Source organism: Nocardioides sp. P5_C9_2, assembly GCF_054049555.1.
Genome location: NZ_JBFUMD010000581.1, coordinates 1 through 2,126, shown reverse-complemented (window position 1 = coordinate 2,126; position 2,126 = coordinate 1). Strand labels below are relative to the sequence as shown.

The 2,126-nt window shown below is 74.7% G+C and carries 2 protein-coding genes; both read right to left on the bottom strand.

Annotated elements, in window-relative coordinates:
* Window positions 1–1,237, bottom strand: a 1,237-nt coding sequence (locus ACXJKL_RS19895; protein ID WP_457208728.1) for a family 43 glycosylhydrolase, incomplete at its 3' end; no start/stop codon positions are given.
* An 80-nt stretch (window positions 1,238–1,317) separates the two neighbouring features.
* A partial coding sequence (locus ACXJKL_RS19890; protein WP_457208727.1) for a family 43 glycosylhydrolase occupies window positions 1,318–2,126 on the bottom strand: 809 nt, incomplete at its 5' end.

The window sequence follows — 2,126 nt, the reverse complement described above, 5'->3', positions numbered from 1 at the left end:
GCGTCGTGGTCCCCGTCCCCGTGGGCGACTCGGTCGGCGTGGGCGACTCGGTCGGCGTGGGGGTCGGTGTCGGCGTCGGGCTGGGCGTGGGTGTCGGGGTCTCCGTGACCGGAGGGGGCGGAGGCGGCGGCACCGGACCCTGGACGAACGCGGAGATCGAGGGCCCGTCCCCGGTCCACCTCAGCCGGACGGCGTACAGGGCCCGCTTGCCGACGTCCTCGTAGTCCTGGTGCCCCTGGTACGACTGGTAGCAGGGCAGGTTGGTGCCCTTGCAGACCCAGCCGTGGAAGAACATCCGGTTGGCCGCGGTCCCGGACTCCGGCACGTAGTCGGCGCCACCGGGCCCGCACACGCCGGTGTTGCGGCGGTTGAGCAGCGCGTGGCCGCGGGTGCCCTGCCAGCCGCGGGTCAAGGAGGGGGAGCGGCGCCAGATCGTGCGGTAGCGGCAGTCGCCGTAGTCCCCGCGCGAGGTGATCAGGTAGTGCCACGACCCGTGCCCGACCATCACCGGGTTCTCCAGCACGCCGCTGTCGCGGATCAGCTCGCGGCTGCGGCCGAAGGTCGCGGTGCCTGCGGAGTTGAGTCGGATCATCCGGATCGTCGACGGTGTGCCCTGCGTGCGGTACATCAGGAACCGCCGCCCGTCGGGGGCGATGTACGACGAGGGGTCGATGACCCCGCGTCGCGGCAGCCCGACCCGGCCCGGGACCTGGTCGAAGGCCGGGGTGGTGGTCGCGTAGTCCGGGCACACCAGCGGCTTGTTGCCGAGCACGGTGAAGGTGGACGACAGGTCCGGGGCGGTGGCCACGCCGATGCAGCGGTCCTGGTCGTGGGGCAGGCCGCGCGAGGGCATCGTGAAGTAGGCGACGTAGCCGTTGGGGGTCTGCTCGATCTCCGGGCCCCACACGCCCGCGAACTTGGCCCAGGCCGGGCGGCCGTTGAGCACGTCGCCGCCGCGGCCCCAGTTGCCCCAGTCGTAGTCGGACCTGGCCGCACGGCCGCGGAAGCCGGTCGCGGCGCCGTACCAGTGCTCGCCGTCGCGGACCACGCTCGGGTCGCCGAAGTCGCGGTCCCAGATGAGGGGGCGCGGGGCCACCGCGGCGCGACCGGACCTCCCCGGGTGCGACGCGTCCGGGCGGTCCGCGGACGCGGTCGACGACCCCGGCACGGCGAGCAGCGCGGGCATCAGCAGCACGGCGGCGAGCGCGCCGGTCCAGCGGGTCAGGTGTCGCGACATGTGGGTCCCCCTCGAAACCACCCCCTTGATACCCCGCCGCCCCCCGGGCGGCGCAACTCCCCGCGCGGGTCGGCCCGGTTTCAGCGCCAGGCGACGACGGTGGGGATGCCGCCCGGCCACGCCAGGTCGGCGGCGTACATCGGGCGGCGCGAGCCCAGGCGGGGCCGCTTCTTCACCAGGTCCACACCCGAGGGGCAGTGCCGTCGCTCGCACGTCCACGCGTGGAGGAAGAGCCGCAGCCGCGAGCCCCGCGGTACGCCGCTCACGTCGGCGCCGCCCGGGCCGCACAGGCCGGTCGTCGCCCGGTCGAGGAGCACCCCCTCCTCGGCCGCGGACCAGTCGAGGAGCGAGGCCGACCGTCGCCAGACCGTCCGGTAGGAGCAGCGGCCGAAGTCGCCCTGCGACAGCAGCATCACGTAGCCCTCGGGACGGCGTACGACGACGGGGTTCTCCAGGACGCCGTCGTGGCGCAGGAGCTCGACCGACGGGGCCGCGACCCTGGTGCCGGACCGGCTCAGCGGCACCAGCCGGATCGAGGAGGGGATGCGGTCGGTCTTGTAGAGCAGGTGCGGACGGCCGTCCTCGACGTACAGCGACGGGTCGATCACCCCGGCCCGCGGCAGCGACCGGTCCGGCTGCGGCACGGTGTCGCCGGCCACGGGCGCCTTGGCGTACGACGGGCAGACCAGCGGTCGACCGCCCACCGGCACGAATCCCCCGAGCGCGCTGCGCGAGCGGGCGACCCCGATGCAGCGGCCGTACTCGCCCATGCCGCGCACCGGGGCCGCGAAGTAGAGCAGCCACCAGCCGTCGACCCGCGCGACGTCGGAGGCCCAGACGGTAGAGCAGCCACCAGCCGTCGACCCGCGCGACGTCGGAGGCCCAGACG